This window comes from Actinomadura kijaniata NBRC 14229, from assembly GCF_001552175.1.
GTDB lineage: Bacteria > Actinomycetota > Actinomycetes > Streptosporangiales > Streptosporangiaceae > Spirillospora > Spirillospora kijaniata.
The window spans coordinates 1-25,481 of sequence record NZ_BCQR01000177.1 but is presented as its reverse complement, the minus strand read 5'-3'; the positions used below and the strand labels follow the sequence as shown (position 1 = coordinate 25,481).

General features: G+C 73.8%; 25 protein-coding genes and 2 pseudogenes. 9 read left to right on the top strand and 18 right to left on the bottom strand.

From position 1 onward, the window contains the following. Both AKI01S_RS39885 and AKI01S_RS39880 read right to left on the bottom strand, forming a co-directional pair. Positions 1-238, bottom strand: a pseudogene (locus AKI01S_RS39885) (hypothetical protein); the annotation flags it as partial. After that, complete coding sequence (locus tag AKI01S_RS39880) at positions 235-867, bottom strand: GTP cyclohydrolase II (RefSeq protein ID WP_067830488.1); 633 nt, start codon at positions 865-867, stop codon at positions 235-237. The pseudogene AKI01S_RS39885 and the gene AKI01S_RS39880, both read right to left, overlap by 4 nt. 222 nt (positions 868-1,089) lie before the next feature. On the opposite strand from AKI01S_RS39880, the gene AKI01S_RS39875 reads away from it, so the two are divergent. Continuing rightward, the gene (locus tag AKI01S_RS39875; RefSeq protein WP_067830476.1) at positions 1,090-2,001 is read left to right on the top strand and encodes an oxygenase MpaB family protein; all 912 of its coding nucleotides are present in this window, start codon (positions 1,090-1,092) and stop codon (positions 1,999-2,001) included. Positions 2,002-2,052: 51 nt separating this feature from the next. Here AKI01S_RS39875 and AKI01S_RS39870 read toward each other — a convergent pair whose 3' ends face one another. From AKI01S_RS39870 to AKI01S_RS39840, 7 genes are all read right to left on the bottom strand, one after another. Then, the gene (locus tag AKI01S_RS39870) at positions 2,053-2,832 is read right to left on the bottom strand and encodes an ABC transporter permease (protein WP_067830473.1); all 780 of its coding nucleotides are present in this window, start codon (positions 2,830-2,832) and stop codon (positions 2,053-2,055) included. Continuing rightward, positions 2,829-3,773, bottom strand: coding sequence for an ATP-binding cassette domain-containing protein (locus AKI01S_RS39865; protein ID WP_067830471.1), 945 nt, complete (start codon positions 3,771-3,773; stop codon positions 2,829-2,831). The genes AKI01S_RS39870 and AKI01S_RS39865 overlap by 4 nt, the downstream gene beginning before the upstream one ends. A 99-nt stretch (positions 3,774-3,872) precedes the next feature. Then, complete coding sequence (locus AKI01S_RS39860; protein ID WP_245681972.1) at positions 3,873-6,155, bottom strand: Orn/Lys/Arg family decarboxylase; 2,283 nt, start codon at positions 6,153-6,155, stop codon at positions 3,873-3,875. Between the two features lie 116 nt (positions 6,156-6,271). Next, on the bottom strand, positions 6,272-7,153 hold the full coding sequence (locus AKI01S_RS39855) for a RecB family exonuclease (protein WP_245681971.1): 882 nt from the start codon (positions 7,151-7,153) through the stop codon (positions 6,272-6,274). Between the two features lie 97 nt (positions 7,154-7,250). Beyond that, positions 7,251-7,961 (bottom strand): MBL fold metallo-hydrolase, encoded by a 711-nt coding sequence (locus AKI01S_RS39850; protein WP_067830496.1) that lies wholly within the window; start codon positions 7,959-7,961, stop codon positions 7,251-7,253. A 10-nt stretch (positions 7,962-7,971) separates the two neighbouring features. Continuing rightward, on the bottom strand, positions 7,972-8,802 hold the full coding sequence (locus AKI01S_RS39845; protein WP_067830468.1) for a PHP domain-containing protein: 831 nt from the start codon (positions 8,800-8,802) through the stop codon (positions 7,972-7,974). 38 nt (positions 8,803-8,840) lie between these two features. Then, positions 8,841-9,485, bottom strand: a complete 645-nt coding sequence (locus tag AKI01S_RS39840) for a DUF6758 family protein (protein ID WP_084000703.1) — start codon at positions 9,483-9,485, stop codon at positions 8,841-8,843. A gap of 82 nt (positions 9,486-9,567) precedes the next feature. Between AKI01S_RS39840 and AKI01S_RS39835 the strand changes: the two genes are divergently transcribed. From AKI01S_RS39835 to AKI01S_RS39825, 3 genes are read left to right on the top strand one after another with little or no spacing between them, the layout of a single operon-like run. Further along, a complete protein-coding gene (locus AKI01S_RS39835) occupies positions 9,568-9,963 on the top strand; it encodes an NUDIX hydrolase (RefSeq protein ID WP_067830463.1) in 396 nt (131 codons plus the stop codon). A gap of 31 nt (positions 9,964-9,994) precedes the next feature. Further along, positions 9,995-10,639 (top strand): nicotinamide riboside transporter PnuC, encoded by a 645-nt coding sequence (pnuC, locus tag AKI01S_RS39830; protein WP_067830462.1) that lies wholly within the window; start codon positions 9,995-9,997, stop codon positions 10,637-10,639. Beyond that, positions 10,636-11,754, top strand: a complete 1,119-nt coding sequence (locus AKI01S_RS39825; RefSeq protein ID WP_067830494.1) for an AAA family ATPase — start codon at positions 10,636-10,638, stop codon at positions 11,752-11,754. Before pnuC ends, AKI01S_RS39825 begins: the two co-directional genes overlap by 4 nt. A gap of 2 nt (positions 11,755-11,756) precedes the next feature. Here the strand turns inward: AKI01S_RS39825 and AKI01S_RS39820 are convergent, their stop codons facing one another. Beyond that, positions 11,757-13,160, bottom strand: coding sequence for a CPBP family intramembrane glutamic endopeptidase (locus AKI01S_RS39820; RefSeq protein ID WP_157420497.1), 1,404 nt, complete (start codon positions 13,158-13,160; stop codon positions 11,757-11,759). A 72-nt stretch (positions 13,161-13,232) separates the two neighbouring features. Further along, the gene (locus AKI01S_RS39815; RefSeq protein ID WP_067830457.1) at positions 13,233-14,174 is read right to left on the bottom strand and encodes an HpcH/HpaI aldolase/citrate lyase family protein; all 942 of its coding nucleotides are present in this window, start codon (positions 14,172-14,174) and stop codon (positions 13,233-13,235) included. A gap of 266 nt (positions 14,175-14,440) precedes the next feature. Here AKI01S_RS39815 and AKI01S_RS39810 point away from each other — a divergent pair, with 266 nt between their 5' ends. Both AKI01S_RS39810 and AKI01S_RS39805 read left to right on the top strand, forming a co-directional pair. Continuing rightward, positions 14,441-15,970: an APC family permease gene (locus tag AKI01S_RS39810; protein ID WP_218010004.1), complete on the top strand. Its 1,530-nt coding sequence runs from the start codon at positions 14,441-14,443 to the stop codon at positions 15,968-15,970. A 27-nt stretch (positions 15,971-15,997) separates the two neighbouring features. Then, on the top strand, positions 15,998-16,513 hold the full coding sequence (locus AKI01S_RS39805; RefSeq protein ID WP_067830455.1) for a hypothetical protein: 516 nt from the start codon (positions 15,998-16,000) through the stop codon (positions 16,511-16,513). Positions 16,514-16,537: 24 nt separating this feature from the next. Here the strand turns inward: AKI01S_RS39805 and AKI01S_RS39800 are convergent, their stop codons facing one another. Continuing rightward, the gene (locus tag AKI01S_RS39800; RefSeq protein WP_067830452.1) at positions 16,538-17,434 is read right to left on the bottom strand and encodes an RNA polymerase sigma-70 factor; all 897 of its coding nucleotides are present in this window, start codon (positions 17,432-17,434) and stop codon (positions 16,538-16,540) included. Between the two features lie 26 nt (positions 17,435-17,460). Next, the gene (locus AKI01S_RS39795) at positions 17,461-18,015 is read right to left on the bottom strand and encodes a carboxymuconolactone decarboxylase family protein (RefSeq protein WP_067830449.1); all 555 of its coding nucleotides are present in this window, start codon (positions 18,013-18,015) and stop codon (positions 17,461-17,463) included. A gap of 113 nt (positions 18,016-18,128) precedes the next feature. Here AKI01S_RS39795 and AKI01S_RS39790 point away from each other — a divergent pair, with 113 nt between their 5' ends. Further along, positions 18,129-19,442: a magnesium transporter MgtE N-terminal domain-containing protein gene (locus AKI01S_RS39790; RefSeq protein WP_067830446.1), complete on the top strand. Its 1,314-nt coding sequence runs from the start codon at positions 18,129-18,131 to the stop codon at positions 19,440-19,442. Then, entirely contained in the window at positions 19,439-19,927 is a 489-nt protein-coding gene (locus tag AKI01S_RS39785; RefSeq protein WP_067830443.1) for a DUF1003 domain-containing protein, read from the top strand. Before AKI01S_RS39790 ends, AKI01S_RS39785 begins: the two co-directional genes overlap by 4 nt. Positions 19,928-19,937: 10 nt before the next feature. Here the strand turns inward: AKI01S_RS39785 and AKI01S_RS39780 are convergent, their stop codons facing one another. Then, complete coding sequence (locus tag AKI01S_RS39780) at positions 19,938-20,405, bottom strand: MarR family winged helix-turn-helix transcriptional regulator (protein WP_067830440.1); 468 nt, start codon at positions 20,403-20,405, stop codon at positions 19,938-19,940. A gap of 138 nt (positions 20,406-20,543) precedes the next feature. On the opposite strand from AKI01S_RS39780, the gene AKI01S_RS39775 reads away from it, so the two are divergent. Then, positions 20,544-21,686 carry an Mrp/NBP35 family ATP-binding protein gene (locus AKI01S_RS39775; protein WP_067830438.1) on the top strand — a complete coding sequence of 381 codons (1,143 nt, stop codon included), beginning with the start codon at positions 20,544-20,546 and terminating at the stop codon, positions 21,684-21,686. 130 nt (positions 21,687-21,816) lie between these two features. Here AKI01S_RS39775 and AKI01S_RS39770 read toward each other — a convergent pair whose 3' ends face one another. The 4 genes and pseudogenes from AKI01S_RS39770 to AKI01S_RS52115 form a co-directional block, all read right to left on the bottom strand. Beyond that, positions 21,817-22,173, bottom strand: coding sequence for a sec-independent translocase (locus tag AKI01S_RS39770; RefSeq protein WP_067830436.1), 357 nt, complete (start codon positions 22,171-22,173; stop codon positions 21,817-21,819). A gap of 94 nt (positions 22,174-22,267) precedes the next feature. Then, entirely contained in the window at positions 22,268-24,043 is a 1,776-nt protein-coding gene (locus AKI01S_RS39765; RefSeq protein ID WP_067830433.1) for a S1C family serine protease, read from the bottom strand. A gap of 84 nt (positions 24,044-24,127) precedes the next feature. After that, positions 24,128-25,198 (bottom strand): MucB/RseB C-terminal domain-containing protein, encoded by a 1,071-nt coding sequence (locus AKI01S_RS39760; RefSeq protein ID WP_067830431.1) that lies wholly within the window; start codon positions 25,196-25,198, stop codon positions 24,128-24,130. Further along, positions 25,195-25,481, bottom strand: a pseudogene (locus AKI01S_RS52115) (hypothetical protein); the annotation flags it as partial. The gene AKI01S_RS39760 and the pseudogene AKI01S_RS52115, both read right to left, overlap by 4 nt.

Sequence of the window (25,481 nt, the reverse complement as noted above, 5' to 3'; positions counted from 1 at the left end):
AACGGCGCACCGCGTTCCCGAGCAGCGCCAGCAGCGCCGCGCCGTACCCGGCGCCGGCCGCCCACGCCGCCACGCCCAGCCCGGCCGACGTCCACAGCAGCCCGAGCAGCGCCGCCTGCGCCCCGGCGGCGGCCCCCAGCTCCCCCGCGCCCCACGCCGTCGGACCCCACGCCACCGGGCTCCGCGCCATCACGTCCCGCACCACCACGCCCCGCACCGTCGCCTCCCGCGTCGTCATGCCCTCGACACCGCCCCCAGCTGCGGCAGGTCGTGCCCCATCCGGTCCCGCTTGGCGGTCAGGTAGCGGACGTTGCCGTCGTGCGCGGGGGCCAGCAGCGGGACGCGCGCCGCGACGCGGACGCCGTGCTCCTCCAGCGCCGCCACCTTGTCGGGGTTGTTGGACAGCAGGTGCACCGAGCCGACGCCCAGGTGGTGCAGCACCCGCGCCGCCGGGCCGTAGTCCCGCACGTCCACCGGCAGCCCGAGGGCGGTGGCGGAGTCGATCGTGTCGAGCCCCCGCTCGTCCTGGAGCACATGGGTGCGGACCTTCGCGACGAGCCCGATGCCGCGCCCCTCGTGGCCGCGCAGGTACACCAGCACGCCCCGGGCCGCCCGCGCGATCTCGTCCAGGGCCCCGCCGAGCTGGTCCCCGCACTCGCAGCGCAGCGCGCCGAACACGTCCCCGGTCAGGCACTCCGAGTGCACCCGCACCAGCACGTCCTCCCCGGACCGCACGTCCCCGCGCACCAGCGCCAGGTGCTCGGGGCCGCCGGGCTCGTCCCGGAAGGCGACCGCCCGGAACGTTCCGCGCCGCGTGACCAGACCCGACTCGGCGACCTCCGCCAGCTCACCGGACCGTCCGCGCATGCTGTGCCACTTCCTCTCTCACCGGCGCCGACACCTCTCGGACATCGCCGCGCACCCTGCGTCCATCCTCTGTACGGACGCCACCCCGCTCCGGGGTCACCTCTCCTCCGGAACAACGGCGCCCACGGTGACGACGTTCACAGAGGGGGCCGGGTACCGCCACCCCACCAGGTAATGACACACTTACATCGATTTGTCTCACCCGATTCTGGAGAGATGCGAATGGCGGCCACGGTCCAGCCCCCCGAGAGCGTCACCTGGCGCGTGCACATCGACCGTTCCATGTGGGTCGGCGGAGTGCGCGGCCTCATGCTCCAGGCCCTCCACCCCATGGCCATGTGGGGCGTCTGGCAGAACTCCAACTTCCAGGAGGACCCCCTCGGGCGGCTCCAGCGCACGGCCGACTTCGTCGGCATGGCGACGTTCGGCAGCCCGGAGGAGATCGCCGAGCTCGCGGCCAGGGTCCGCGGCATCCACCGCGGCCTGCGCATCCTCAACCACGACACGGGCAAGAAGGAACGCCTCGACCAGCCCGAGCTGCTGCTCTGGGTCCACTGCGCCGAGGTCCACTCCTACCTGGAGGTCGCACGCCGTTCCGGTCTCCCCCTCACCGACAGGATGGCCGACCAGTACCTCGACGAGCAGCGCCACACCGCCACCTACGTCGGCCTGCACGCCGAGGACGTCCCCGGCAGCGTCGCGGAGATGGAGACCTACATCAACGACATGCGGTCCTCCCTGCGTGTCACCGAGGAGGCCGCCGCGACGGTGCGGTTCCTGCTGTGGCCGACCATGCCGGAGAACCTGCGGTTCCTCACGCCCGGCAAGCCCGGCTACCTCCCGTTCGGCGCGCTGTGCTACTACTCGCTGCCGGACTGGGCGCGGAAGATGTACGGGGTGCTGCCGGAGGTGCCGCAGCCCGCCGTGACGGCCGCGCTGCGGTCGTTCCGGCTGGCGATGACGGCCGTTCCCGAACGCCTGCACGACTTCGCGTTCATGAAGCCGACCCGCGACATGCTGGAGCGCTCCCGGCGCCGTCTGGCCGCCGAGGGCTACGACCTGTCCCAGGGGCTGATCGGCCTGCGCGACCCCCGCACCTGGCCGTCCCAGCGCAGGTCCCTGACCCCCGCCTGACGTCCGCGCCGACCCGCCGCCCCGGGGGACGCCGCCTCAGGTGATGCCGCCTCAGGTGATGTCGCGGCGGGTCGTCGTGAACGCCGCGATCGCCGCGAACGCCAGGCCGTAGGCCAGCAACAGCAGCGTCCCGCCCCAGGCGGGCAGCGTGTCCAGCTCGCCCATGCCGCCGAACCTGCCGGTGGTGCGGGTGATCGCGCGGACCGCGCCCGCCGGGAGCCACTGCCCGACCTCCGGCAGCGCCACCGTCACGATCGCCTCGACCAGCTGCACCCAGCCCACCGCGATGATGATCGCCGCGACCTGGTTGCGGACCAGCGCGCCCAGCCCCAGCCCGACCAGCGCGTACAGGCCCATCGCCAGGACCGTGCCGCCGAGGATCATCGGGATGTCGTGGTCCAGCAGCGAGGTGGACCCGCCCTTGATCGCCAATGCGGGCCAGGCGACCGCCACCGTGAACAGCACCGTCGCCACGCCGAACGCCAGCCCGAACAGGAAGTACGACAGCAGCTTGGCCGCCAGCAGCCGGTACCGGCGGGGCGTCACCAGGAACGCCTGCGTGATCGTCTGGAAGCGGTACTCGCCGGTGATCCCGATGATGCCGAGGATCATCATGAACAGCGTCCCGGCGCTGGCGCTGGCGTACATGCCGCGCACCGTGGCCGGGTCGGTGACCGGCGGCAGCGCGGACTCGCCGTTCATCTCGGCGCCCGCCAGCGCGATGTAGAAGCCGAGGCCCAGCAGCGCGAAGCCGAGCGACAGCGCCAGCATCCCGAGCCACATCCGGGTCGAGCGGATCTTCAGCAGCTCCGCCCTGATCAGCCTGGTCACGACGCCGCCTCCGTGCTGACGGCCGGGTCCCCCGCCGCCGGGTCCGTCCCGCCCAGTTCCGCCATGGTCAGCTCCAGGAAGATCTTCTCCAGTCCGGAGCGGCCCGCCGACAGCTCCGTCAGCACCGCCCCGGCCGCCAGCGCCGCCCGCCCCACCTCGGCGGCGGCCACCCCGCTCACCCGCAACCGCTCGCCCTCGACGCGCACGGTGGCCCCGGCGCGCTCCAGCGCGGCGGCCAGCCCGGCGGCGTCGTCCGGGCCCTCGGTCCCCACCAGCAGGCCGCCGCCGTTCTCCCCGACCAGCTCGGCCAGCGGCGCGTCCCGCACCACCCTCCCGCGCGCGACGATCACCACGTGGTCGGCGGTCTGCTCCACCTCGGCCAGCACGTGGCTGGAGACCAGCACCGTGCAGCCCAGCCCGGCCAGGTGCCGCAGGAAGCCGCGCAGCCAGTGGATGCCCGCCGGGTCCAGGCCGTTGGCGGGCTCGTCCAGGATCAGCACCGGCGGCTGCCCGAGCACGGCGGCGGCGAGGGCCAGCCGCTGCCGCATCCCCAGCGAGAACCCCACCACCCGGCGGTCGGCGGCGTCGGCCAGCCCCGCCAGCTCCAGCGCCTCGTCGGCGCGGCCGGTCGGCAGCTCGGCGGCCAGGCACGTCACGCGCAGGTGGTCGCGGGCGGTCCGGCCCGGGTGGAACCCGGTCGCCTCCAGCGCCGCCCCGACCCGCTCGACGGGGTTGTCCAGGTCGGCGTACCGCCGCCCGTCGATCAGCGCCCGCCCGGAGGTGGGCTCCACCAGCCCCAGCAGCATCCGCAGGGTGGTGGTCTTGCCCGCGCCGTTCGGCCCCAGGAAGCCGGTGACCTGCCCGGGCCGCGCGGCGAACGACAGCCCGTCCACGGCCCGCACCGCGCCGAAGTGCTTGACGAGTTCCTCCACGAGGATCATCGCCACATCCTGTCAACGGCCGCATGCCCCGTGCATCCCACTTCGGGAGGAATTCAGCGCCGGGCGGTCTCCTTCCCGTGGATCACGCGGCGCCCGCCGTCATTCGGTGACGCACTCGATCCAGTAGCGTCCGTCGGCGTCGCGGTGCGCGCCGTGGATGTCGGCGGGCAGGTCGGGGAAGGCGCGGTCGAACTCCTGGAGGGCGCGCAGGTAGGTCAGCAGCGGGCCGTCGTCGGGGCCGGTCGCCTCGCCGGGCATGAGCATCGGGATGCCGGGCGGGGTGATCACGACGGTGGCGGCGGCGACGCGTCCGGCCAGCCGGTCCAGCGGGACGCGTTCGGTGCCGTGGCGGATGAGCCGCTGGTAGCAGTCGGCGGGGGTGAGCACGGGCGCGGGCGGGTCGGTGAACACCCGGTCCAGCAGCCCGGCGACGCCGGAGTCGCGGAGCCGCCGGTGGACCCGCAGGCAGTACCGGCGCAGGGTCTCATCGGGCGGGCCGAACCCGGGGACCACCTCGGCCAGCGGCCGGTCGGCGTCGTAGGCGTTCCGGAAGTCGATCAGGGCGTCGACCAGGGTGCCCCACTTGCCCCTGGTGATGCCCATGGAGAACAGCACCAGCAGCGTGTAGTCGCCGGTCTTCTCCACCACGATGCCGCGCCGCTCCAGGTAGGCGGCCACGATCCGGGCCGGGACGCCCCGGTCGCCGGGGTTCCCGGCCGCGTCGATCCCGGGGCAGGTGATCGTCACCTTGACCGGGTCGAGCAGGCAGTAGCCGTCCTCCAGGCCGTCGAACCCGTGCCAGGCCGCGCCGGGCTCCAGGGTCCAGCAGCGCGGATCGGCCGCCAGCAGGCCCGGGTCGGCCTCGTCGAACGGCACGCGCTCCCCCGAGTCGGGGTCGGTGACGGACGGGGGCTGCCAGACGCCGAAGAACCAGCCGGACTCCCCCTCCCCGGCGGCGATCCGGCGGCCCAGCCGCGCCATGGTCTGCCGGAACCGCACCGCCTCGGTGATCGCCTCGCCGGTCAGATGGCGTCCCGCCGGCCCGTCCACCATCGCCGCCGCCACGTCCAGCGAGGCGATCATCGGGTAGAGCGGGGACGTGCAGGCGTGCATCAGGTAGGTCTCGTTGAACCGGTCGTGGTCGACCGGCGCGCGCGGCGAGGAGCGCACGTGCAGCATCGCCGACTGGGACAGCGCCGCCAGCAGCTTGTGGGTGGACTGGGTGGCGAACACCGTGGGCCGCTGCGGGCCGGGCAGGGCGCCCTCGTCCACGGCCATGCCGTAGCGGCGGCGGTAGAGGGGGTGGAAGCGGGCGTAGGCGAACCACGCCTCGTCGAAGTGCACGCGGGGCGCGCTGTCGCCCAGCAGCTCGGCGACCCGCACGGCGTCGTAGCACAGGCCGTCGTAGGTGGAGTTGGTGACGACGGCGTAGGAGGGGTGCGGATCGGTCCCGGCCAGCAGCGGATGGCCGTCCAGGCGGGCCCGCACCGCCCCGGCGCGCAGGGCGGCGGGCGGGATGGGCCCGGCCAGGCCCAGGCCGTTGCGCTCGGGCACCAGGTAGACCGGCCGGGCGCCGCTGATGGTCAGGGCGTGCTGCACCGACTTGTGGCAGTTGCGGTCCACCAGGGCGGGCTCGTCGCGGGCGATGGCGTGGTGGCCGACGACGCGGTTGGCGGTGGAGTTGCCGTTGGTCACGAAGTAGGTGCGCTCGGCCCCGAAGACGCGGGCGGCGTTGCGCTCGGCGTCGCCGATGGGCCCGGTGTGCTCCAGCGGCGACCCCAGCTCCCCCACCGAGATCGACAGGTCGGTGCGCAGCAGGCGTTCCCCGTAGTAGTCGAAGAACGCGCGCCCGACCGGCGTCTTGAGGTAGGCCACCCCGCCCGCGTGCGCGGGGGTGTGCCAGGAGTACTGGTGGTGGTCCTCGAAGTCGCGCAGCGCCGAGAAGAACGGCGGCAGCCTCCGGTCGGCATGGTCCAGCGCGGTGCGGGCGATGCGCCCGGCGATGAACGCCGGGGTGTCCTCCAGCGGGAACACGAACCCGCAGATCACCTCGTACACCCACAGCGGCAGGTCGTGGGCGGCCCCGTCGGCCATCACCAGGAACACCGGCAGGTCGTGGTGGCGGTCGGCCAGGCCCCGCAGGACCCGCTCGGCCTCCGGCGCGTCCCACTGCGCCAGCGCGGCCGCCAGCGTGGCGTCCGAGCGCACCACGGCCAGGGCGTCCCGGCCGTCGCGCGCCCACCGCACCCGCAGCCCCGCCCCCTCCAGGCCGCCGTGCACGCCGCGCAGGTGCTCGGCGAACACCGATCCGGCGTCGCGCGGCTCGTCGATCGCGAACAGGATGGTGTGCGACATCGCCGCCTCCCGGAGCAGGTCGGTCACGTTCGGTCACCGAACGTGACCGCACCATTGTTGGGCGGCCGGTGACGGCCGGGACAGTGGCGGCGTGGAGCGGCTGTCGTGGCCCCGGCGAATGCCAGGTCTGGCGGGCCGGACCGTCAGTCGGCGGGCAGCGCCGCCCACGGCTCCTTGCGGGCCGCGGCCCGCTGCCCCTCGGGGCAGTGGCGGGAGAAGTCGCACCACGCGCACAGCGCCGACGGGTTCGGCGGGAACACCTCGTCGAACGGGGCGTGGTCCAGCGCCTCCCCCGGCCGGGGCCGCTCCGCCGGCCGCAGCGTCCGGTACGCCTCGTCGGCGTCCTGCGCCTCGGCGGCGATCTGCTCGGCCCGTCCCAGGTGCCGTGCCAGCGACGCGTCGGTGTGCTCCCAGACGGCGACCTCGCCGGACGGCAGGTGGTGCAGCTCGACGCGGTGGCAGGGGCGGCGCAGCATCCGCGACGAGGCGACGGCGTAGAGCGCCAGCGCCAGGGAGCCGCGCGCGTCGTCGGCGGTCAGCACGTGCCGCCCGGTCTTGTAGTCGACGACGACCAGCTCGGCGCCGCGGTCGTCGAGGCGGTCGATGCGGCCCGACACCGCGATCCGGTCGGTGCGGGTGGCGACGGTGCGCTCCACCCCGACCGGCTCGTCCTCGGGGTCCAGGCCCGCGACGTAGCGTTCGACCATGGCGCGGGCGCGGTCCCGCTGCCGGTCGGACTGCTCCTCGTCACGGAACCCGTCGGTGAGCCAGCCCCGCACCAGCAGCCGCCCGGCCGTCTCGGGGGTGCGCTGCTCGACCGGCAGCTTCCACCACCCGGCGAGCGCGTTGTGCACGCTGGCCCCGAAGCTGTTGTGCGCCCACGGCGGGCCCTTGGGCGGCATCGGCCGGTCCAGGTAGGTCATCCGGTACCGGCGGGGGCAGTCCAGCCACGCGTTCAGCCGCGACGGCGTGCACGTGTACAGCCGCCGCGGCATCCCCTCGAAGCCGAGCTGCTCGGCGCTCACGGCCTCGCCTCCGCTCGGCGGCCCGTCGGCGTCCGACGCGCCGCCCTTCCTCGTCGCTCCGGTCGCAAGCTCCCGCCCCGCTCGTCGCGGCCGCGGGTCAGGACTCGTCGTTCTCGGTGGCCAGCGCGCCCCAGGACTCCCAGCGGGCGTTCTCGTCACCGGCCGTGGTCTCCTCGCCCTGGCCGGGCAGCACCCGCATGTCGCGGGGCAGCGGCGTGATCAGCGCGCCGATCGAGTTGAGCTGCTTGCGCAGGTCCTCGAAGACGCCGCCGATCGAGCCGGGGCGGCCGCGGTGCAGGGTGTCGCCGGAGAACAGCACGCCGAGCTGGTCGCTGAGCACGCTCACGCTGCCCGGGGTGTGGCCCGGGGTGTGCTGGATCTCCAGCTGGGCCCCGGCGACCTCGAACACGCCGCCGTCCTCCAGCCAGATGTCCGGCTCCAGCGAGCGCAGCGCCTTGGCCTGCTCCTCGTCGTCCTCGTCGCGGGCGAGGCGGCCGAAGTAGTCGCGCCACAGCAGCCGGTCGGCCCGGTGCAGCGCGATCGGGGCCCAGTACTCCTCGTCCTCCTCCCCGGCGGCCGAGACCTCCAGGGCGGTGCCCAGATGATGGTCGTTGCCGTCGGTGAGGATCACCGCCATGACCTCACGGTCGCCGACCTTGTCGAGCACGGCCTCGGCGTCGAAACCGGGGTCGATCACGATGACCTCGGAGTCGTCGCCGATGAGGTAGGTGTTGTTCTCGACGTCGTACTCGGTGTCGTCCAGGGTTACCTTCCCGGACGTCACCACCTGTTCGATGCGCGCGTCCACGCCCCGCACCCTACCGTGATTCGCGAGCGGCGGCTCTGAGGCGTTCGAACGCCTCCGGGGCGGTGGTGTCGCGGGCCGGGATCTCGCCGTCGCGGCCGTGGAAGTCGCTGGAGCCGGTGGGGACCAGGCCGAGCCGTCCGGCGAGGGCGCGCAGGCGGGCGCGGGCGGCGGCGTCGTGCAGGTAGTGATCGACTTCGACGCCGGTCAGCCCGGCGGCGGCCAGCGCCTCGATCAGCCCGTCCGGGAAGACGTGACCGCCGCGGGCGGCCCGGGGATGGGCGAGGACGGTCACGCCGCCGGCGGCGCGGACCAGCTCGACGGCCCGGAACGGGTCCAGCGCGTACCGCCGGGCGTGGGCGCGCCCGCCGGCGGCGATCCACTCGGCGGTGAACGCGTCCTTCTCCTCCGCGATCACCCCGGCCTCGACCATGGCGCGGGCGATGTGCGGGCGGCCGACCGCCTCGCCGCGCGCGTACCGGCCGACCTGCTCGTAGGTGATCTCGACGCCGAGCTCCCGGAGCCGGTCCACCATCGCCCGCGCGCGGCCCACCCGGGCGTCGCGGACGCGGGCCAGCTCGGCGTTCAGGTCCGCGTCGGCGGGGTCGAACCAGTAGGCGAGCATGTGCAGGCTGTGGCCGTCGTACCGGCACGACAGCTCCATGCCGGGAACGAGCTCCATCCCCTCCGGAAGCGCGGCGCGGGCGGCGTCCCAGCCGGCCGTGGTGTCGTGGTCGGTGAGGGCCAGCACGTCCACCCCGGCGTCGGCGGCCAGCCGGACGACCTCGGCGGGCGTGCGCAGGCCGTCCGAGACGGTGCTGTGGCAGTGCAGGTCGATGCGCATGCCCCAGTCCTACCCGACCCCGGTCCTACCCGACGGGGTCAGTGCTCCAGGCGGGGGCTGGGGGCCCCGTAGGGGAGGTCCACCTCCATGCCGGGCTCGCGCAGGTCCAGCAGGCTCATCCGGGCGGCCATCAGCACCCCGGCCCCGGCGGGCCACAGCACCGCCCACAGCCAGTTGCCGAGGGCCTCGCCGACGAAGACGGCGCGGTCCTCGCCGGGCACCGCCCACAGCGGCACCGTGTGGCCGGGCGTCGCCGAGGGGCCGCAGACCTCGATCTTGACGTGCGGCGGGCCGGTGTCGAAGCCCGCGCCCGGGTCGGGGCCGGGCAGCCCGGCGTGAAAGGCGCCCAGCCCGATGCCGGGCTCCTCGGCGATCAGCAGCAGGTCGGCGGGCCCGCTCACCAGGTTGGGGCCGGACAGCGCGACCGCGCTGGCGCGGGTGCCGGTGCGTTCGTCGCCGACCGACCCGAAGCCGGTGACCAGCCAGCCGTGGGGCAACGGCCAGGGGGTCCACACCGGGACGCGGACGTCGTGCAGCAGGGCGGCCAGCCCCTCGGGCCCGGGGCGTTTGGCGGGTTGCCGGGGCAGCACGGCGCCGTGCACGGCACAGATCCAGTCGCTCGACCACGCGTTCGGGGGCCGCAACCGACCCGTGCAGCGTGGGCAGGTGGGCTCCGCCCTCATGGTTACCTAGCGTGCGTGCCGGAATTCGGCTCGTCAAGGTCATCACGGTCGACGGTCCGGAAAGACCGGCCAAAATAGGCGCATGCGGGTGCGATGCGTGGGTGGGATCGTCCGGGACGAGGCCGGACGGCTGTTGCTGATCAAGCGGGGGCACGCCCCCTCGGCGGGGCTGTGGTCGGTCCCGGGCGGCCGGGTCGAGCCCGGCGAGACCGACGCCGCCGCCGTGGTCCGCGAGATGCGCGAGGAGACCGGCCTGGAGGTGTCCGTGGGCCCCCTGGTCGGGACCGTCGACCGCCCCGGCGCGAACGGCGTCGTCTACGAGATCCACGACTACGAGGCCACCGCGGTCGGCGGCGTCCTGGCCGCGGGCGACGACGCCGCCGACGCCGCCTGGTTCACCCCGGCCGAGATCCGCGCCCTCCCCACCGCCCCCGGCCTGGTCACCGCCCTCACCACCTGGGGCCTGCTGCCCGCCTGACCGCTCCCGGTCCGCCGTTATCGTCGGGATCATGGGTTTGCACGATCTGCTGGAGCCGCTGCTGCGGCCCGCGTTCCGTCTCGGTGGGGTGCCCACCAGCTGGGCCGAGCTGGTCGGGTTCGTCACCGGGGTCGTCAACGTGTGGCTGGTGGTCCGGCAGAACATCTGGAACTGGCCGGTCGGCGCGGCCAACGTCATCCTGCTCGGCCTGGTGTTCCTGGACGGCGGGCTCTACGCCGACGCGGGTCTCCAGGTGGTCTACGTGGGGCTCCAGGTGTACGGCTGGTACTGCTGGAGGTACGGCGGGCGCGGCCGGGACGAGCTGCCGGTGCGGCGCACCACCCGGAACGAGTGGGCGCTGCTGGCCGGGGCGGGCGTGGTGCTGACGGCGGCGCTGACCTGGCTGCTGAACGTCCACACCGACTCGACCGTGCCGTTCTGGGACGCGCTGACCACGGCGCTGTCGCTGATGGCCGTCTACGGGCAGTCGCGCAAGCTGCTGGAGTCGTGGTGGTTGTGGATCACCGCGGACCTGGTCTACATCCCGCTGTACTTCCACAAGGACCTGCACCTGACCAGCGGGCTGTACGTGGTCTTCCTGACGCTGTGCGTGTTCGGCCTGCTGGCGTGGCGGCGGGACCTGGCGGCGCGCGGGCCGGTCGCGGTGGCCGCGTGACCCACGGGTCCGGTGCTTACGGGTCCGGTGCTCACGGGCACGGACTGGTGGTCGGCAAGTTCTACCCGCCGCACGCCGGTCACCACCATCTGATCGACACGGCCGCCGCCGCGTGCCGCCGGGTCACCGTCGTGGTGGCGGCGTCGACGGTGGAGAGCGTTCCGCTGGCGCTGCGCGTCGCGTGGCTGCGGGAGGCGCATCCGCAGCCGCATGTGGAGGTCGTCCCCGTGGTGGACGACGTGGAGATCGACTACGGCTCCGACGACGTGTGGAACGCGCACGTGGCGGCGTTCCGGCAGGGGCTGGCGCTGGCCGGGGGCCCGCCCGTGGACGCGGTGTTCAGCTCCGAGGCGTACGGGCCGGAGCTGGCGCGGCGGTTCGGGGCGGCGCACGTTCCGGTGGACCCGCCGCGCGGGCGGTTCCCGGTCAGCGGAACGGCCGTCCGCGCGGACCCGGTGGCCTGCTGGCGGTGGCTGTCCCCGCCGGTCCGCGCCCATCTGGCCCGCCGGGTCGTGGTGGTCGGGGCCGAGTCCACCGGCACCACGACGCTGGCCCGCGCGCTGGCCGCCCGCTACGCCGCGCGCGGTGGCGTGTGGGCCGCGACGCGCTGGGTCCCCGAGTACGGCCGCACCTACTGCGAGGAGAAGCTCGCCGCCGCCCGCCGCGCCGCCGGGGACCCCGGTCTGTGGCTGGACGACCTGGCGTGGGAGCCGGCGGAGTTCACGGTGATCGCCGAACGGCAGCTCGCGCTGGAGGACGCCGCCGCCCGCGCCGGGTCGCCGCTGCTGGTGTGCGACACCGACGCGTTCGCGACGACGGTGTGGCACGAGCGGTACACCGGCGGCCCCTCACCCGACGTCGAGCGCCTCCACGCCCGCGCCCCGCACCACCTGTGGCTGCTGACCGACCCGGAGGGGGTGGCGTTCGAGCAGGACGGGTGGCGCGACGGCGAGCCGGTCCGGCTGTGGATGCACGACCGGTTCCGCGAGGAGCTGGAACGGCGCGGGATGCCGTACGTCGTGGTCGGCGGCCCGCACGAGGAGCGCGTGGCGGCGGCGGAGGCGGCGTGCGACGCGCTGCTGGCGCGCGGCTGGGACTTCGCCGACCCCCTGTGAGGTCAGGCGGGGCCGGGGTCGGCCGGCCGCCCGGCCACGGCGGGCTCCTCCGGGCGCGGCGCGGGGGCGCCGGGCGTGACGGTCTCCACCTTCAGGCGGCGCGACAGCCACCACGCGCCCGCCGCGTACAGCAGCATCGGCACGACGTCGGCGACCACGTACTGCCAGGGCACCGCGCCCTGCTCCAGGGTCAGGCGGCCGAACGCCGCCGGGAGCAGGAACGCCATCAGGTTGTTGAACACGTGCAGCGCGATGGCCGCCTCCAGGCCGCCGGTCCGCACCGTGAGCCATCCGGCGATCGCGCCGAACATGAAGATGTCCAGCATGCCCCAGCCGGTGTAGCCGTGCAGGGACGTGAACAGCACCGCGCCGAGCAGGATGCCCGGCCACGGGGTGCGCAGCACCCGGCCCGGCACGCCGCCCCCACCGGGCCGGTCCTGCAACGTGCACGCGCCCACCGCCTGCGGGATCCAGCCCCGGAACACGTACTCCTCGGCCGACGCCTGGAACGGCACCAGCGCCACGACGATCAGCGCCGGGAGCAGGAAGTCCGCCCAGCCGACCCAGCGGCCCTCCGGCTCGTCCGGGACGTCGCCGAACATCCCGGCCAGCGCCGAGGCCCCGAACGACACGAGCAGGAACACCAGCGCCAGCCCGCAGCACGCCAGCAGCCACCGCCACCGCAGGCGCCCCACCACCGACGACAGCGTTCCGGGGCGGCGGCGCTGGACGCCCCAGGCGCCCAGGAACACGATCGGGATCAGCAGCGCCAGCGCGGCCAGGTTGAAGGCCAGGTCGGCGTTGATGTTCCCGAACAGGGAGGTGTCGCTCTTCATCTCGGGCGGCTCGCCGTTCACCACGACGTAGCCGATGATCCCGATGATCATCAGCACGGCGGTCGCCAGGAACGCGGCCCCCAGCACGGCGACCGTCCCGACCAGCGGGCGCCACCAGCGGTGCGCGTCGGTCCGCGCCATCTGGTGGAACGGCAGGCCCGGCCGCACCGGCACGACCCAGGGCCCCCGCGCGGCCGGGGGTCCGTGGTACGGAAGGGGCCCCGGCATCCCCGGCTGCGGCCCGTACGGGGGCTGCGCGTACTGAGGCGGCCCGTACTGGGGTTGGCCGTACTGGGGCGGCCCGTACGGGGCCTGCCCGTGCTGAGGCTGCCCGTGCTGAGGCTGTCCGTACGGGGCCTGCCCGTACTGGGGCTGTCCGTACGGCGGCTGGTCGTAGGCAGGCTGGCCGTAGGAGCCCTGGTAGGGGCCGGGGTCGTTGCCGTAGCCCCCCGCCCGGCCCGGCTCGCGGTCGCCCGCCGAGGACGGGTCCGAGGAGGAGGAAGAAGAAGGGGAGGAGGATGACGAGGAGTCGGGCGGAGTCCAGCTACTCGAATCCGACTGTTCCGTCACACGGACCCCCTACCGTCCCGCTCCAGCACCTGCAACGAATGGTACGTGTCGTGCCCGGACACCGCCGCACCGTCACGAGGCGGGCGGGTCGAACGTCCGGGTGCGCTCCAGCCCGGCGGCCCGGCCCTTGGCGGCGATCACCAGCGCCATCTTCCGCGACGCCTCGTCGATCATCTCGTCGCCGAGCATCGCCGCGCCCCGCCGCTCGACGGTCGTGTAGTACTCGTAGGCGTCCAGGATCAGCTCGGCGTGGTCGTAGTCCTCCTGCGACGGGGAGAACACCTCGTTGCCCGCCTCGACCTGGGACGGATGCAGCACCCACTTGCCGTCGAAGCCGAGCGCCGCCGACCGCTGCGCGACCCGCCGGAACGCCGCCTCGTCCCGGACGTTGAAGTACGGCCCGTCGATCGCCTGGAGGCCGTGGGCGCGGGCGGCCAGCAGGATGCGCATGAGGATGTAGTGGTAGGCGTCGCCCTCGGTGTAGCCGGGCGGCTGCTCCCCCACCACCAGGGTCCGCATGTTGATCGACGCCATGAAGTCGCCGGGCCCGAACACCAGCGTCTCCAGGCGCGGCGACGAGGCGGCGATCGCGTCGATGGCGGTCATGCCGCGCGCGTCCTCGATCTGCGCCTCGATGCCGATGCGGCCGACCTCGTAGCCCATGGCGCGCTCGATCTGGGTGAGCAGCCGGTCCAGCCACTGCACGTGGGAGGGTCCCTGGACCTTGGGGAGCATGACGCAGTCGAGGTTCGCGCCCGCGCCCTCCACGACCTCGATGACGTCGCGGTAGGCCCAGTGGGTGTCCAGGTCGTTGACGCGCACCACGCGGACCTTGCCGGTCCAGTCGCCCTCGTTGAGCGCGGCGACCACGAGCCCGCGCGCCTCCTCCTTGGCGGCGGGCGCGACCGCGTCCTCCAGGTCCAGGAAGATCTCGTCGGCCGGGAGGCCCTGGGCCTTCTCGATGAAGCGGGGGTTGCTGCCGGGCACGGCGAGGGTGGTACGTCGCGATCGCATGGGCCGGATGCTATCCACCGCCCCGGGCCCGGAACGGCCCGCCTCCGGCAGGGGTTTTCCGCCGCATTGGTATTCGCATCCGAAAAGCGAATGGCCCTCGCGGGGAAACCAAATTACATCGTGTAAAGAAACGGCAAAGGATCGCTCTTGAGTGTCCGCCCGCCGCGCTGCCACGATCGCGCAACGCCTCTCGCTCCCGCCCCCCGCGAAATACGCGGCCTTTTCCCCCGGGTCGCCCGGCTCATTCCCCGGAAGGTGGACTGCCCGTGAGCACCATCGAGAAGGAACCCGGCTCCACCGAGACACCTCCCCAGGTCCAACGCCTCCGCAGGGACGCCGTCGGCCTCGTCGGCGTCATCTTCATGGCGGTCGCCACCGCCGCCCCCATCACCGCGATGGTCGGCAACGTGCCGATCGCCGTCGGCTTCGGCAGCGGCACCGGCGCGCCCGCCGGGTACCTGGTCGCGACCGTCGTGCTGACGGTGTTCTCCGTCGGCTACGTGGCGATGGCCAAGCACATCACCGCCGCCGGGGCGTTCTACGGCTACATCTCGCACGGTCTCGGCCAGGTCGCCGGGATGGTCGCGGGCCTGCTGGCCACCCTCGCCTACGTGGTCTTCGAGGCGTCGATCGTCGGCGTCTTCGCCTACTTCGCGCACGGCACCGTCAACGACCTGCTCGGCGTCGAGATCCCCTGGATCCTGCTGGCCCTGGCGATGCTCGCGCTCAACGCCGCGCTCACCTACTTCGACATCAACCTCACCGCCAAGGTCCTCGGCCTGTTCCTGATCACCGAGATCCTGATGCTGGGCCTGATGGCGGCGGCGGTGCTGCTGAACGGCGGCGGCCCCGACGGCGTCCCGCTGTCCCCGGTCAACCCGGCCAACGCGTTCTCCGTCAACGGCCTGGCCGCCGGGTCGGTCGGGCTCGGCCTGTTCATGTGCTTCTGGTCGTGGGTCGGGTTCGAGTCGACCGCGATGTACGGCGAGGAGTCCCGCGAGCCCAAGCGGATCATCCCGCGCGCCACGCTGGTCGCGGTGGTCGGCATCGGGCTGTTCTACGTGTTCGTGTCCTGGATGGTCGTCGCCGGGAACGGCCTGGACGAGGTCGTGGCGGTCGCCTCCGGCAAGGACCCGGGCCAGATCTTCTTCGGGCCGACCGAGCGGCTGCTCGGCTCCTGGGCGGTGGACCTGTTCAAGGTGCTGATGGTGACCGGCTCGTACGCGTGCGGGATGGCGTTCCACAACTGCGCGGCCCGCTACCTGTACGCGATCGGCCGCGAGGACGTCGTCCCCGGCACCCGCCGCACGCTGGGCGCCACCCACCCCGAGCACGGCTCGCCGCACGTCGCGGGCTTCGTGCAGACGGCGGTCGCGACCGCGATCGTGGTGGCGTTCTGGGCGGCGGGCCAGGACCCCTACATCCACCTCTACACGCTGCTGGCGGTGCTGGGCACGATGGCGATCCTCATCGTGCAGGCGATGTGCTCGTTCGCGGTGATCGGCTACTTCCACGTGCGCGGGCGGCACCCGGAGACCGCGAGCTGGTGGCGCACGCTGCTGGCGCCGCTGGTGGGCGGCATCGCGATGGTCTACGTCATCGTGCTGCTGTTCCAGAACCAGAAGACCGCCGCCGGGGCCGCCTCCACCGGGCTGTTCTTCCAGCTCATCCCGTACATCGTGCTCGGTACGGCGGTGCTGGGCGCGGGCCTGGCGCTGTACCTGAAGTTCCGCGCCCCGGACCGCTACGAGATCATCGGCCGGGTCGTGCTGGAGGACACCGCCGAGCGCGACTGAGGGCCCCGGTCGTGAGACCCTGCATGCATGGGTGACCTGAACGGGGCGCTGATCGAGGAGGCGGCCAGGAAGTCGGGGCTGCTGTGGCTGGCGTTGCCGGAGCTGCCGCAGCCCCGCGCCGCCTGGCACGTCTGGCACGACGGGTCCGTCTACGTGCTGACCGGCGGCGAGGGCGAGCAGCCGCTGCCCGGCCTCCCCGAGGCCACGACGGTCCCGGTGATCCTGCGCAGCAAGGACAAGGGCGGGCGGCTGCTGACGTTCGAGGCGGCCGTGGAGCCGGTGGAGCCGGGCACCACGCTGTGGGACGAGGTCGCCCCGCTGCTGGCCAAGGAGCGCCTGAACGCCGGGAGCCACGACGGCCAGCTCGAACGCTGGGCCCGGGAGTCCTACGTCCTGCGCCTCACCCCCACCGGCGCGGTCACCGAGTCACCCGGCTCCTACGACGCGTCCTACGCCGCCGCGCCGACCGTCCCCACCCCGGCGACCACGGCGGGCCCGCCGCCGAGGATGTACGGGGCCAAGCGGCGCCGCGCCGACCGCTGAGCCCCGTCCCCCTCGGCGGGCGGATCACAGGGGGAGGCTGCGGCCCTCCGCCACGGACCGCAGCTTGTCGGGGTTGCCCACCATGTGGATCTCCGTGACCCGGCCGTCGCCGTCCAGCGCGCCGGTCATCGCCATCAGCGGCCCGTCCGGGCCGTCGATGACGACGCCGGGCTCGCCGTTCAGCCGGACCACGCGGAGCCGCCACTCGCCCGGGTCCACCCCGGCGAAGGGCTGGACGGCCACCTTCAGCAGGAGGCGGGCGACCTTGTCGGCCCCGTGGATGACGCGCAGCGCCGCGCGGACCCGGCCGCCACCGTCGGTCCACAGCGCCACGTCCGGGGCCAGCACCTCCATCAGCGCGTTGATGTCCCCGCCGAGCGCGGCGGCCAGGAACCGGTCGACGGCGGCCTCCTTGGCGGCCGGGTCGGCGGGGAACCGGGGCCGCCGCGCCTCCACGTGCTTGCGCGCCCGCGTGCCGAGCTGCCGCACCGACGGCTCCGACCGGCCCAGCGCCTCGGCGATCTCCGCGTAGGGGAACCCGAAGACCTCCTTGAGCACGAACACCGCGCGTTCCAGCGGGCTCAGCGTCTCCAGCACCACCAGCATCGCCATCGACACCGACTCGGCGAGCTCGGCGTGCTCGGAGGCGTCCGGCGCGGTCAGCATCGGCTCGGGCAGCCACGGCCCCACGTAGCTCTCCCGCCTGCCCTGGGCCGTGCGCAGCCGGTCCACCGCCAGGTTGGTGGTGATCCGCACCAGGTAGCCCTTGGGGTCGGCGACGCCGGACCGGTCGGAGGCCGCCCACCGCAGCCACGCGTCCTGCACCACGTCCTCGGCGTCGGCGGCCGTGCCCAGCATCCGGTAGGCCACCGCGAACAGCAGCCCGCGGTGCTCCTCGAAGATCCGTTCAACGTCGCTCACGAGACGAACCTCTCACGACCGCCCGGTCACGACCGCACCGGGATCTCGCAGTTCTCCTTGAAGCCCTGCCCGGTGAGACCGGCGGCGGCGTTGAAGCGGGACCGCAGGTTCTCCACCGCGACGATCATGGTGAGCTCCACGAGCTGCCGCTCGTCCAGGTACGCGCGCAGCGCCTCGGTCAGCTCGTCGGTGACCTGCGGCGGGTCCATGGTCATCGCCTCGGCGTACTCCATCACCAGCCGCTCCTGTTCGGTGAACAGGTCGCTGTCGCGCCAGTGCGGCACCGCCTCGATCTTGGCGAGCGGGACGTCGTGCGTGACCGCCTCCCAGGTGCCGTAGTCCACGCACCACGAGCAGCCGATCCGCACCGCCGACGCCATCACCGCCAGGTCCTTGAGCCGGTGCGGCAGCGCGTTCCAGCGCAGCACCTGCAACTCGAACAGCCCGTAGGCGGCCGTCACCTTCAGGTGGTGCCCCATGGCGCGCCCCGGGTCGAGCTCCTTTCCGAACTTCTTGCGGCTGAACCAGGCGAACAGCCGGTACAGCGGGGTGCGGGGCGGGTCCAGCGAGATCCGGGCCATGATCACTCCTCGGTTCGGTCCGTTCCGTCGCCCCCTGGGACGGGTACGGCTCCCGAAATGTGACACGCACCCGATTCCGGATGACCATAACGATCACGGGTAGTGTCCCCACCATGAGCGGACCTCCAACACGTGTGTTCACCGCCCGGTTGGCCGGGATCGCCGTGTTCGATCCCGCCGGCGACCAGGTCGGGCGGGTGCGCGACGTCGTGGTGGCGCTGCGCCTGGGGTCGCTGCCGCCGCGCGTGCTGGGCCTGGTGGTCGAGGTGGCGCCGCGCCGCCCGGTGTTCCTGCCGATCACCCGGGTCACGGTCGTCGAGGCCGACGCGATCGTGTTCGACGGGCGGCTCAACGTGCGCCGCTTCCAGCAGCGCGCCTCCGAGACCCTGGTGATCGGGGAGCTGCTGGACCGCACCGTGCGACTGTGCGACTCCGGCGACCCGGTGACCGTCGTGGACGTCGCGATGGAACCGACCCGCACCCGCGACTGGCTCGTCACCAAGGTCGCGGTCCGGCGCGGGCGCGCCGGGCGGCACGGGCTGCGCCGCCGGGGCGAGCTGGTGGTCCTGGACTGGAACGCGGTGGAGGGCTTCTCGGCCGTCGAGCACGGGCAGGGCGCGGCCGGGGTGATCGCGGCGTTCGCGAACATGAAACCCGCCGACCTGGCCGGGATCGTCCACGAGCTGCCGGAGAAGCGCCGCACGGAGGTCGCCGTGGCGCTCGACGACGAGCGGCTCGCCGACGTCCTGGAGGAGCTGCCCGAGGACGACCAGATCGAGATCCTGTCCAAGCTGGAGGCCGACCGGGCCGCCGACGTCCTGGAGGCGATGGGCCCCGACGACGCCGCCGACCTGCTCGGCGAGCTGCCCGTCGAGCAGCGCGAGCAGCTCCTGACGCTGATGGAGCCGCAGGACGCCGCGCCGGTGCGGCGGCTGCTGACCTACGCCGACGACACCGCCGGCGGCCTGATGACCACCGATCCCGTCGTGGTCCCGCCGGACGCGACCGTCGCCGAGACCCTGGCCCGCATCCGCAACCCGGACCTGAACCCGGCGCTGGCCGCGCAGGTCTACGTGTGCCGCCCGCCGACCGCCACGCCCACCGGCCGCTACCTGGGCACCGTCCACTTCCAGCGGCTGCTGCGCGAGCCCCCGCCCACGCTGGTCAGCGGCATCGTGGACACCGAGCTGGACCCGCTGCGGCCCACCATGTCGCTGGAGGCCGTCGCGACGTTCCTGGCCACCTACAACCTGGTCGCCGGGGCCGTCGTCGACGAGAACGGGCACCTGCTCGGCGCGGTCACCATCGACGACGTCCTGGACCACCTGCTGCCCGAGGACTGGCGCGAGACCGTGATGGACGCCGCCGCCGACGAGGGCGCCGACCCTGAGGAAGAGGCCCTGCGCCGAGCCGAGGAGATCCGATGACGCCGCGTCTGGACCAGCCCATCGAGGTCCGCCGCACCCTGCTGCCCCGCCCGCACTACGACCCCGAGTCGTTCGGGCAGCTGTCGGAGCGGATCGCCCGCTTCCTGGGCACCGCCCGCTTCCTGGTCTACATGACCGGGTTCGTGGTGCTGTGGATCGGATGGAACGCCCTCGCGCCCGCGTCGTGGCGGTTCGACCCGTACCCGTTCATCTTCCTGACGCTGATGCTGTCGCTCCAGGCGTCCTACGCCGCGCCGCTGATCCTGCTCGCGCAGAACCGGCAGGACGACCGCGACCGCGTCCAGTACGAGCAGGACCGGGCCCGCAACGAGCGCGCGATGGCCGACACCGAGTACCTCACCCGCGAGATCGCGGGCCTGCGCCTGGCGCTCAGCGAGGTCGCCACGCGCGACTTCCTGCGGTCGGAGCTCCAGCAGGTCCTGAAGGAGCTCGACGACAAGGACCGCTCCCCCAGCCTCCCCTAGGAACGGCCCGCTAGAGCCGGGCGGGTTCTCGCTCGTCGGCCAGCTTCTCCAGGATGGCCCCGAACTGGCGGAGATCGTCGGCGTCCAGGCGGCCCAGCACGTACTCGCGCACGCCGCGCTGGTAGGTGGGGGTCGCCGCGGCCAGCCGCGCCCGCCCGGCCGGGGTCAGCACCGCGTACAGGCCGCGGGCGTCGCTGGTGCACGACTGGCGCTCCACCAGGCCCTCGCGTTGCAGCCGGTCGACCAGGCGGGTCAGGCCGCTGCGCGACAGCAGCACCCGGTCGGCCAGATCGTTCATCCGCAGCCGCCCGTCGGGCGACTCGCCGAGGTGCATCAGCACGTCGTAGGACCCGAGCGCCAGGTCGTGGTCGGCCAGCAGATCCGCCTGGAGGCGGCGCGAGATCTGCGCCTGGGCGCGCAACATGGTCCGCCAGACCGTCAGTTCGGCGGCGGAGACGGGGTGGGACGGCGTTGTCACGTCCCGATGGTACGGCGCGCGGCGACCGGGCGCGATGCACCGCCCGGCTGGTGTCCCCTGGCCCCTGTGAGGTACCCCTCCCCCCGTATCCGGGACCCGCATGCGCGCGCACCCGCGTTCAGTCCATACCATGGACGCATGGCCTCCCAGTTGACGACCGAGCAGGTGACCGCGGCGCTCGCCACGGTGAACGACCCCGAGATCCGCAAGCCGATCACCGAGCTCGACATGGTCAAGAGCGTCGACATCGCGCCGGACGGCGCGGTGCGCGTCGGCATCTACCTGACCGTGGCCGGCTGTCCGATGAAGGACACCCTGACCCGCAACGTCACCGAGGCCGTCTCCCGGCTCGACGGCGTCACCTCCGTCCAGGTCGAGCTGGACGTGATGAGCGACGAGCAGCGCAAGGCGCTGCAGACGAAGCTGCGCGGCGGCGAGCCCGCCCGGGAGATCCCGTTCGCCCGGCCCAACTCGCTCACCAAGGTGTACGCGGTCGCCTCCGGCAAGGGCGGCGTCGGCAAGTCCTCGGTGACGGTCAACCTGGCCGCCGCGCTGGCCGCGCAGGGCCGCAAGGTGGGCGTGGTCGACGCCGACATCTACGGCCACTCGGTGCCCCGGATGCTGGGCGTCGAGCACTCGCCGACCAAGGTCGAGGACATGATCCTCCCGCCGACCGCGCACGACGTGAAGGTGATCTCGGTCGGCATGTTCACCGCCGGGAACCAGCCGGTGGTGTGGCGCGGCCCGATGCTGCACCGCGCGCTCCAGCAGTTCCTCGCCGACGTGTACTGGGGCGACCTGGACATCCTGCTGATGGACCTGCCGCCCGGCACCGGCGACATCGCGATCTCGGTCGCGCAGCTGCTGCCGTCGGCGGAGATCCTGGTGGTGACGACCCCGCAGCAGGCCGCCGCCGAGGTCGCCGAGCGCGCCGGGGCGATCGCCGCCCAGACCCACCAGCAGGTCGTCGGTGTGATCGAGAACATGTCCTACCTGACCTGCGCGCACTGCGGCGAGCGCCAGGAGATCTTCGGTTCGGGCGGCGGGCGGACCGTGGCGGACGAGCTGACCCGGACGCTGGGCACCAACGTCCCGCTGCTCGGCCAGGTCCCGATCGACCCCCGGCTGCGGGAGGGCGGCGACGAGGGCCGGCCGCTGGTGCTGGCCGACCCCGACTCCGAGGCCGGCAAGGAACTGCGCGGCATCGCCGACAAGCTGGGCGGGCGTTCCCGCGGACTGTCCGGGATGTCGCTGGGCATCACCCCGCGCAACAAGCTCTGACGAAGACCGCAGCGAAGCGAGGATCTTCGTCAGAGCCCCGCGGAGCCTGGGGGTCGCCCCCGGAAGAACACTGAATTCGATGGGAAAAGCCCCGCTCCGAAACCGGAGCGGGGCTTTTTCGTGAGGTCGGTCAGGTGGCCTCGTTGTCGAACGGGGGGCGTTCGCCGTATTCCAGGTCGGTGCCGACGGCCGCGTAATCCGGCTCGTCGTCGAAGACGGAGCCGTTGACGCCGGCCGCCCGGTGGTCGTCGTCGTCCTCGAACAGGTGCTTCTGCACGAAACGCTTGGGATTCAGGTCGGCGACGTCGAAATCCTTGAACTCCGGGCCGAGGCCCTCCTGCAGGTCGGCCTTGGCGGAGTTGGCCATCTGGCGGATCTGACGGAGGGTGCGGCCCGCCTGCTGGGCCACCTGGGGAAGCCGCTCGCCGAAGATGACGAGTGCCAGGACGACCAGCACCGCCATCTCGCCGATTCCGACGTCAAACAAAACCTGTCCTCCGTATGACGCGCCGGGGGGCCGGCCCTTTCCGGGCGCGGCCCCCCTAGCGTATCCCCCGTTCCGATGAACGGGTTCTTAACCTTCAGTTGGCCGCGGCCAGCGTGACCTCGACGGTCGTCTCCTTGCCGTTGCGGACGTAGGTGACCTTCAGCTTGTCGCCGGGGGCGCGGCTGCGGATCTGGGCCGACAGGTCGGCCGGGTCCTCCACCGGGCGGTCGCCCAGCTTGGTGATCACGTCGCCGGGCTTCAGGCCCGCCTTGTCGGCCGGGCCGCCCTTGACGATCGGCGGGACGCCGCCGGTCTCCCGGTCGGAGATCTTCACGCCGGGGCCGGGGTAGGTGGTGTTGATGCCGATGCCGATCTGGGCGCGGCGGGCCCGGCCGGTGTTGATGATCTCCTGGGCGACGCGCTTGCCGTGGTTGATCGGGATGGCGAAGCCCAGGCCGATGCTGCCGGAGGGGGTCTCGCCGCCGTCCATGCCCTGGCCGCCCAGCGTGGCGATGGCGGTGTTGATGCCGATCACGCGGCCCCGGGCGTCCACCAGCGGGCCGCCGGAGTTGCCGGGGTTGATCGCGGCGTCGGTCTGGATGGCGTTGAGGACCGAGGCGTCGCCGCCGCTCTCGCCGCGGGTGGGGACCGCGCGGTTGAGGGAGGAGACGATGCCGGTGGTCACCGAGCCCTGCAGGCCCAGCGGGGAGCCGATCGCGATCACCGGGTCGCCGACGGCCAGCTCGTCGGAGTCGCCCAGCGGCAGCGCGGGCAGCGAGTGGTTGCCCTCGGGCTTGACCACGGCGATGTCGGAGCCGGGATCGCGGCCCTTGATCGTGGCGGGCAGGGTCTTCTTGTCGTTGAAGACGACCTCGATCTCGCCGCCGCCCTGCGCGGCCGGGGCCACCACGTGGTTGTTGGTGACGATGTAGCCGCCCTGGACGATGAAGCCGGTGCCCGCGCCCTCGCCGGTCGCGCCCTTCACCCGGATCATCACGACGCTGGGCAGCACGCGCTGCGCGACGCCCGCGACCGAGTCCGGCGGGCGGTTCTTCACCGCGCCGCCGCCGCTGGAGGGGCTGCCCAGGTTGACCGGGCCGGAGTCGTCCCCGGCGACGGTCACCCCGACGCCCGCGCCGACACCGCCCGCGACCAGCGCGACGATCAACGCGATCACGGCGAGCATCCCCAGGCCGGGGCCGCCCCGCGACCCCGAGGGCGGCGGGGGCACCGGCGCCCAGTTCGGGGGCTGGCCGAAGCCGCCGGGAGGCTGTGTCGCGCCGGGGGGCTGCTGGTTCATGCCGGGGGGCATGGCGCCCGGCGGCGGGCCCATCGGCGCGCCGGGCGGCGGGCCCATCGGGCGGGGGGCGCCGGGCGGCGGGGGCTGCTGGTGCGGCCAGCCGCCCCGCGGGGCGTGCGGGTCCTGGTGGTGTGGAACGAATCCGGGCCGCTGCGGGCGCTCCGGACCCGGGACCGGCCCGCCCGGCCCGGGGGGCTGCGGCGCGGGGGTCCAGTGCTCGACGGCGGGGGCCTCGGCGGGCTTGTCCAGCCGGACCGGCTCGCCGGGGGCGTCCGGCGGGGCGAAGCCCGCCACCAGGCGGTCGCCCGGGACGCCGTCCCGCGGGGCGTCGTCCTCCGGGAGGTCGTCCCGGGGCCCGTCGGCCTCCGGCCGCTCGCCCCCGGCCCTCGGTTCGTCGGCGGGTTCGTCCCCGGCGGGCGCCGGGTCGGCCGGGGTCTCACCGGTCACGGGCACCTTCTGGTCCACCAGCGTCGCCTGGGGACCCGTCGGCGACCGCTCGGGCTCAGCCTCGAACCCGGGAGCGGCGTCGTCCTGCTCCGCCGCGTTCCGCCCGCGGTTCTGTTCCGTCATCCCCATCTCTCCTACCGAGCATGGTTCCCTCAAGTCTTCGCGCCCATCGTGCCGTCGGGGGCATGTGATGAGCGTAAGGGCTCCTCAGTCGAACGGGTTCACCCAGGAGGCGATCCGCCGGGCCCCGCGGGCCAGCCGGGACCGCACCGCCGACCGGTCCGGGGGCAGGGCCCGCGCGATCGTGACGGCGGTGCTCTCGGGCGCCTCGGTCACGACCGTGTAGACGTGCTCCCCGTCCGACGCCAGGGCCCACTGGCGCAGGGCGTCGCGGCTGTAGACCGCCCGGGGGCCCCGCTTCCAGCCGGCGAGCCGCCGATCGTCCAGGACTCCCCGCTGGACGAACACCGAAACCGTCGCCAGCCCGTCGGTGTAGGTGAGGTGCAGCACGTCCCGGCCGTCGGAACGCCGCGCGTCGTTCAGCCGCAGCCGCCCCGGCAGCGTGTCGGGGATCCGCCAGCCCGCCGCGCGCAGGGCGGCCAGCTCGCCGCCGTCCAGGTGGTCGGCCCAGGGACGGGCGGCGGAGACGGCGCCGACGTCGGTGGCGGGGGCGCGGCTGGAGCGCAGCGCCATCGTCGTGTTCTCCGGGGGCCGGGTGACGCGCAGGTCGATGAAGCCGGACTCGGCGATCCGGCGGCCGGCCGCGTCGACCAGCTCGCGGCGCAGCAGCAGCCCGGTGTCGGCGTCCAGCCAGAAGCGCCCGGCGACGCCGCCGCCGGGCCGGTGCGCCTCCACGACGCGGGCGCGGCGGCCGCAGACCGTTCCGTCGGCGGCGCGGATCAGCCGGTAGTTGCGGGCCAGCAGCGCCAGCGCCGAGGCGGTCAGGCCCGCCTCGGCGGCCCCGGCGTCGGGCCGGTGCCCGCGCGGGCCCTTCTCGTCGGTGAACGAGGTCCCCGCCCCCGGCGTGTGGACGACCTTCACCTGCGCGGTGCTGGCCTGGTCGGGGCTCCAGGTGGCGAGGGTCCGGGTGCCCTCGTAGGCGACGTTCCGGGCGGCGTCGACGGCGGCGGTCAGCAGCCGGAGCGCCTCGGGGTCGCCGCGCCGGGCCCGGCTGTCGGCGCAGGCGTCCCCGGACAGCAGGCCGGCCAGCAGCAGCGCCCCGGCCATCCCGGCGGCCGGGAGCGCGGCCCCGCGCAGCTCGTGGATCGGCGGTCTCACGGCTCCGGCGCGACCGGGACGCTGGTGGTGTCGGTGAGCGGGTCCGGCATCGGCGCGTCCCCGGAGACCAGGGCGTGCTCGATGGTGAACTGCTCGAACGCCGGGCTGACGGTCGGTCCGGTCGGGCGTCCCCCGGCCGCGTAGGAGACGGCGCCCAGGCCGATGGCCAGGGTGGCCGCGCCGACGGCGAGGGCGCGGCGGCGGCGTTCGGGGGACAAAGCGTGGGCGGCGGCCCCGGCGCGTCCGGCGGTCGCGGTGGCGCGGGCGGCGGGGCGGTTGTCGT

Bases quoted from the DNA above. Each gene is read 5' to 3' on its own strand.
- AKI01S_RS39880 (WP_067830488.1), bottom strand. From the start codon at position 867: ATGCGCGGACGGTCCGGTGAGCTGGCGGAGGTCGCCGAGTCGGGTCTG.
- AKI01S_RS39875 (WP_067830476.1), top strand. From the start codon at position 1,090: ATGGCGGCCACGGTCCAGCCCCCCGAGAGCGTCACCTGGCGCGTGCAC.
- AKI01S_RS39865 (WP_067830471.1), bottom strand. From the start codon at position 3,773: ATGATCCTCGTGGAGGAACTCGTCAAGCACTTCGGCGCGGTGCGGGCC.
- AKI01S_RS39845 (WP_067830468.1), bottom strand. From the start codon at position 8,802: ATGCGCATCGACCTGCACTGCCACAGCACCGTCTCGGACGGCCTGCGC.
- AKI01S_RS39840 (WP_084000703.1), bottom strand. From the start codon at position 9,485: ATGAGGGCGGAGCCCACCTGCCCACGCTGCACGGGTCGGTTGCGGCCC.
- AKI01S_RS39835 (WP_067830463.1), top strand. From the start codon at position 9,568: ATGCGGGTGCGATGCGTGGGTGGGATCGTCCGGGACGAGGCCGGACGG.
- pnuC (WP_067830462.1), top strand. From the start codon at position 9,995: ATGGGTTTGCACGATCTGCTGGAGCCGCTGCTGCGGCCCGCGTTCCGT.
- AKI01S_RS39815 (WP_067830457.1), bottom strand. From the start codon at position 14,174: ATGCGATCGCGACGTACCACCCTCGCCGTGCCCGGCAGCAACCCCCGC.
- AKI01S_RS39805 (WP_067830455.1), top strand. From the start codon at position 15,998: ATGGGTGACCTGAACGGGGCGCTGATCGAGGAGGCGGCCAGGAAGTCG.
- AKI01S_RS39795 (WP_067830449.1), bottom strand. From the start codon at position 18,015: ATGGCCCGGATCTCGCTGGACCCGCCCCGCACCCCGCTGTACCGGCTG.
- AKI01S_RS39790 (WP_067830446.1), top strand. From the start codon at position 18,129: ATGAGCGGACCTCCAACACGTGTGTTCACCGCCCGGTTGGCCGGGATC.
- AKI01S_RS39785 (WP_067830443.1), top strand. From the start codon at position 19,439: ATGACGCCGCGTCTGGACCAGCCCATCGAGGTCCGCCGCACCCTGCTG.
- AKI01S_RS39775 (WP_067830438.1), top strand. From the start codon at position 20,544: ATGGCCTCCCAGTTGACGACCGAGCAGGTGACCGCGGCGCTCGCCACG.
- AKI01S_RS39765 (WP_067830433.1), bottom strand. From the start codon at position 24,043: ATGACGGAACAGAACCGCGGGCGGAACGCGGCGGAGCAGGACGACGCC.